This window comes from Roseobacter sp. HKCCD6576-2, assembly GCF_013179285.1.
Classification (GTDB): Bacteria; Pseudomonadota; Alphaproteobacteria; order Rhodobacterales; family Rhodobacteraceae; genus Rhodophyticola; species Rhodophyticola oceani.
Genome location: NZ_WVNW01000040.1, coordinates 1 through 4,708 on the forward strand (window position 1 = coordinate 1; position 4,708 = coordinate 4,708).

At 55.2% G+C, this 4,708-nt stretch carries 3 protein-coding genes and 4 pseudogenes; 2 read left to right on the plus strand and 5 right to left on the minus strand.

Annotated features, from left to right (window positions below; translation table 11 throughout):
- Positions 1-415: 415 nt before the first annotated feature.
- The 3 genes and pseudogenes from GTF44_RS22355 to GTF44_RS22725 all read right to left on the minus strand — a co-directional run.
- Positions 416-768: pseudogene (locus GTF44_RS22355) on the minus strand (ISKra4 family transposase); the annotation flags it as partial.
- A gap of 487 nt (positions 769-1,255) precedes the next feature.
- Positions 1,256-1,717 carry a DNA-binding transcriptional regulator gene (locus GTF44_RS21740; RefSeq protein WP_171563483.1) on the minus strand — a complete coding sequence of 154 codons (462 nt, stop codon included), beginning with the start codon at positions 1,715-1,717 and terminating at the stop codon, positions 1,256-1,258.
- A 12-nt stretch (positions 1,718-1,729) separates the two neighbouring features.
- Positions 1,730-2,044, minus strand: coding sequence for a DUF4258 domain-containing protein (locus GTF44_RS22725; protein ID WP_171563875.1), 315 nt, complete (start codon positions 2,042-2,044; stop codon positions 1,730-1,732).
- Positions 2,045-2,191: 147 nt separating this feature from the next.
- Here GTF44_RS22725 and GTF44_RS21750 point away from each other — a divergent pair.
- Positions 2,192-2,762, plus strand: a pseudogene (locus GTF44_RS21750) (IS66 family transposase); the annotation flags it as partial.
- Between the two features lie 17 nt (positions 2,763-2,779).
- Positions 2,780-2,926: pseudogene (locus tag GTF44_RS21755) on the plus strand (IS5/IS1182 family transposase); the annotation flags it as partial.
- Positions 2,927-3,087: 161 nt separating this feature from the next.
- Here the strand turns inward: GTF44_RS21755 and GTF44_RS21760 are convergent.
- A complete protein-coding gene (locus tag GTF44_RS21760) occupies positions 3,088-4,320 on the minus strand; it encodes an ATP-binding protein (protein ID WP_171563488.1) in 1,233 nt (410 codons plus the stop codon).
- A gap of 254 nt (positions 4,321-4,574) precedes the next feature.
- Positions 4,575-4,708 (minus strand): annotated as a pseudogene (locus GTF44_RS22360) (SMC-Scp complex subunit ScpB); the annotation flags it as partial.

Sequence of the window (4,708 nt, forward strand, 5' to 3'; positions counted from 1 at the left end):
CCGATGAACCGATGAACCGATGAACCGATGAACCGATGAACCGATGAACCGATGATACGCCAGACCCACCCAGCCCGCAAGTAACAGGCTGAATCTATTGTGGAAATTGGCGGTTTTTAGCCAAGCACTCGCTGGCCAATCAAATCGTTCCATACTGAACAATAGAACCAGCTTGCTGCCTTCAGGAAATTCCCAAATCCTATACTTGGATAGGAACCGACTATAATGAGGTTGGTGCCGACAGGAGTGGGCAAAAGCTGGGGGTGTTGGGGTAAGCTACAGGGGTTTTGATTACTGGAGGCTGACATGGACGTTCGGATTATTGTGGAAACGACTTCTGAAACGGGAGAGAAGCGGACGGAAGAGCTTCGCCGTCTCCGTCTGACCGACCAGTGTCATAGCGAGTTAAGGCTTAAGCTTGAGCAAGGGAAGACACTTCTGGCGCAATACCGAAGCGACGACACATGTCGCCAGCCTCGATTTTCCCAACCACAACATCAAGGTGACGCCTCTGATACTCCCGTCTGCACCGCATGTGGGCTCCGTCGATGAACAGGTCACAGGATGCTGACCGATGGCCTCGTTCTCCGGAGGTTCCACCTCAGTGATGTCTTCCGCGATCTTGCCTAGACGATTACGCACGGTGGTGTTGTATGGCATTGCACGAGGTAGGAAAGTCTCCAATATCCGAGCCGCTTCCCGGAACGAATGGCGTGCACCCAACTCCGCCTGAAGCCTCCGGAGTTCCGGCGTCGTGCGGTTCGGGAAGACTTGGGCAAACGGCGAAAACGAGCCGCGCTCTTTCGCGCAGCACGGACAGTTCCGAAGCGCTAGTGTTTAATAGGTGACGTTTCTTGTGACTAGTTGTTGCTCTTGGCCGGAGCGAGATCATGCCTCATCGGAATGTCTATGAGAGTCCTTCGTCAGAACGAAGCTCAGATCCATCTTCCGGAAGACATTTGTAGGAAATGTCAGCCGCATCCCGAAGTACCTCTGGCAGTTCTTTGCGAGCCATCTTTCGCAGGTTCGCAAGAGATAACTCGGCGTCGGCGGGGAAGCGGAGCGTTACCTCTATGGTGTGGCCAATCACATCGATGGTAACCGGCGGCTCGAAGTCTAGCTTGACTTGGACCAGGTTTGTCTTCGGATCATTGCTATCGAGCAGTCGCATATTCTGGACGCTATATTCGTATAATCTCATTGAGGGCTGCTCCGTGTGAACTGGCTTATAGCGTTTGCCTGCGCCGCAGATGGCTTATGCTGCGCAGACAGTCCATTCATCGGTTGCGGTTCTGGCTAGCGTAATCTGCCTATGCCGTTCGGCATCAAGATCAGCCAGCATCTCAAGACTACGAGACAAGTCTGGATCGCCAGTTGTGGATTCTCGATACAGCGCAGCCAACAGGCGAGGACCCGGACCATCCAAGCTGGTATTCGACTTGCGTTCCCATCGTTTGATGGATTGCCCATCAACGCCAAGTAAGTTGCCAAGCGTGCGCTGCGAGAGGTCCAGCTCGTGCCTCAGAAACCGGAATTCTGCCCCGGCCATCTGATCGGCACGATCAGCAATACGCAGGCCGATAGCAGCGTGTAGTCCGTCAACGTCGACAATCGAAACGCCAGCGCCATAAGGGGTGTCGTGGCGCTCAACGCCATTTACGAGCCAGACGTTGTCTAGGCCGCACTCTGTGTAGTGATAGCGAGACTGATCATTCATAGGCAAGCCTCCTTAGTAAACGGTGACTGCGAAGACGTAGAGATTGCTTTCGCGGATTGCGCAGTGCACGCTGACCTCCCGTCCGGTCCCGTGGTATTTCATTTTACCCTCGTAACTCGCTTTGGCTGGGTTCCATGTCGGTATCCCATTTATGTTGCCCTTACGTAGGACGTTCAGAACTTGCCGGAACGACACGTCCCGCTCATCCATTCGCTGCTTTAGATGGTCCGTCTGGACCACCATGTGTGAGAACTTCGCCCGCTCCCGAACAATGGTCTCAAACCTGTGCACTGGCATGGGGTCTGGGAACGGAATCAACTTCACCATAGGGTCAATATGTAACCAATGATTGAACAAAACAAGTCAAGAAGGAGTTATAAATAGGGTCATATTGACCCATATAAGCCCTTGCTTCCTTGAGTCTGAGTCCGGTTTGATCCCTTGGTTAACCGCCTGCTCAAACGCCCGGCGCAGGATGTAACGCTGGCCTACTGCTGGGCGCATGCCAGCCGCAAACTGCATGCCGTCACCCAGTCCGGCGGGGCACCAATCGCGCGAGAAGGCCTGGCCCAAATCCAGGCGCTCTATCGCATCGAAAAAGATCTGCGCGGCCTACCTGCAGACCAACGCCGCGCTGCACGGCAGGACCACTCAAAACCCATCATCGATGCCTTCGAGCTTTGGCTCGCCCAAAGCCGCGCCCGCGTCTCGGTTAAGTCACCAACTGGCGAGGCCCTGAAATACATCGCCAAATACTGGCACGGGTTGTACCTGTTCCTCAGTAATGGCCGCATCGAGCTTGACAACACCCCCGTCGAGCGCGCCATCCGTCCCATCTCCCTGAACCGCAAGAATGCGCTCTTCGCAGGACATGATACCGGCGCACAAAACTGGGCCGTCATCGCCTCGTCGATCGAGACCTGCAAGCTTAACGGGATCGAACCCCACAGCTATCTGTCTGGTGTCCTGACCGCCATTCGCCGAGGGGCACAAACAAACGCACATCAACGAGTTGCTGCCCGGGAACTACGCTGAAGCCGTGTGACCGGCGCACCGCTTACTCTGAAGCGTATTCTAAACCTGACCGGGCTGCGATTACGCGGCTCGTGTGGCGCAAAGGATGAGTTCCTTCTCGCAGCAATCGCACAGAACCTCAGAAAGCTCGCCAAGCTCAGGCCCAAGACCGTCCGATCGGAGATCACGGCATGATCTGAGGCATCAGATCAGCCGATTTGGGAGGCGACTAGATCAGAATCCGGCACACACCACTCGCGCGGACACTCGAGCGACAATCGCCCGATCAATTAAGTCGAGTTCTTCAACAGAATCCGCCCTTGGTGTTTTTTGCTGTCCCGCGGCAGGGCGGAAGCCTAGGCCGGCGACGTTGTCCAGAGATTAGAGATCGGGACCGCCGCAACGCGTTCTCCAAACGGAACCACGTCTGCGCCATCGTACAGAACTGCTCCAAATGCAAAGCGATCTCCGCAGACGTCGGCGAGGGTCTTCAAGCCGCCAAAATCTGATGTGCGTACCGTTGCAGATGCCTTGATCTCAAGTCCGGCGATCGTCCCGTCGTCCCTCTCAAGAACGATATCCACCTCCCGCATCTCCTGATCGCGATAATGGTATGGTGTCAGGCGCATGTCCGTCCCCGTCATAAGCTTCATGACTTCCGAGAACACAAAACTCTCGAGCAGCGCGCCAACTAAATCACGGTTCTTCCGCACCCGTTCAAATGTCAGACCGCGCGTCGTGGCAAGAACAGCCGTATCCAGAAAATGCAGCTTGGCTGTCTTCGTAATCCGTTTGATCGCGTTGGTGTACCAGGGCTGCAACGTGAACACCAAAAACACTTGCTCAAGCAAACCGACATAGCGCTGGCTTGTCTTGTGGCTCACATTGATGCTCGAGCCGAACCGAGAATAGTTGACCAACTGACCGGAATACTCCGCGAGAAACCGAACAAACTTTGGGAGCTCCGTCAGCTTCTCAACGTCCGCGATGTCCCTGAGGTCTCGGGTGAGCACCGATATTAAGTATGAGCGTACCCAGTCCTGCCTGCGTTGCTCGTTCCCACGCGACAGAGCTTCCGGAAAGCCACCTTGCAGAATGATCTGCAAGAGGTCATCGCCAAGCGCAAGATTCTTGGTGTATCGAAACTTTCCCTCGAAGAGCTGATCCAAGAAATTTGCCGCGCCGCCTTCAATCTCTGAACGGGCAAGTGGAAGCATGTTCAAGGTCTCCATGCGCCCCGCGAGACTGTCCGCGACCTTCGGCAGCGTCAAAACATTTGCGGACCCTGTCAGCAAAAAACGTCCGGGGCGGTAGTCCTCGTCAATAGATTTTTTGATGGCCAGAAGGAGCTCAGGAACCCTTTGGACCTCGTCAATCGTCGCAGTATCCAGACCTCGTACAAACCCGGCGGGATCGGCCATAGCGGCTTCGAGTACCGTCTGGTCGTCTAATGTGATGTAGGTCCTATCGTCACCACCCACATTTTGCACAAGCGTTGTTTTACCTGCGCGCCTCGGTCCAACGACCAGCACAACTGGAGTGTCTGACAGCGCTTCACGCAATCGGGGATCGAGAAGTCTTTTGAACATGATCTTGTGGGGCCAACAAATTGAAAGCGTGACCTTCGGTAATTGGGAATCCGGCACCTGTCAATTGGGAGTCAAGGCTCCGGCAATTGGGAGCCACATTGCTTGACGATGCGTAAGTCAGGTACCAATGGCAGTTGCAGAAAGCGTCTCTGCGCAGGGGCCCGCTCCGTGATCATGAGCTATAGGATGCAGTTCTATAACTCATGAATGGTCCAGATTTGAGCGATAGACCGTGTGACTTTGCCGCTCAGTTGTCATCCGGCAGCCAGTCTCGCATCCGCAAGCTGCTGTCGATCCGGCAGATCCTGCAGGCTCTCCAGATCGAAGGCAACCAGGAACTGCTCCGTCGTCACATAGGTGTAGGGCGCGCCGCGGCGACCGGGGCCCT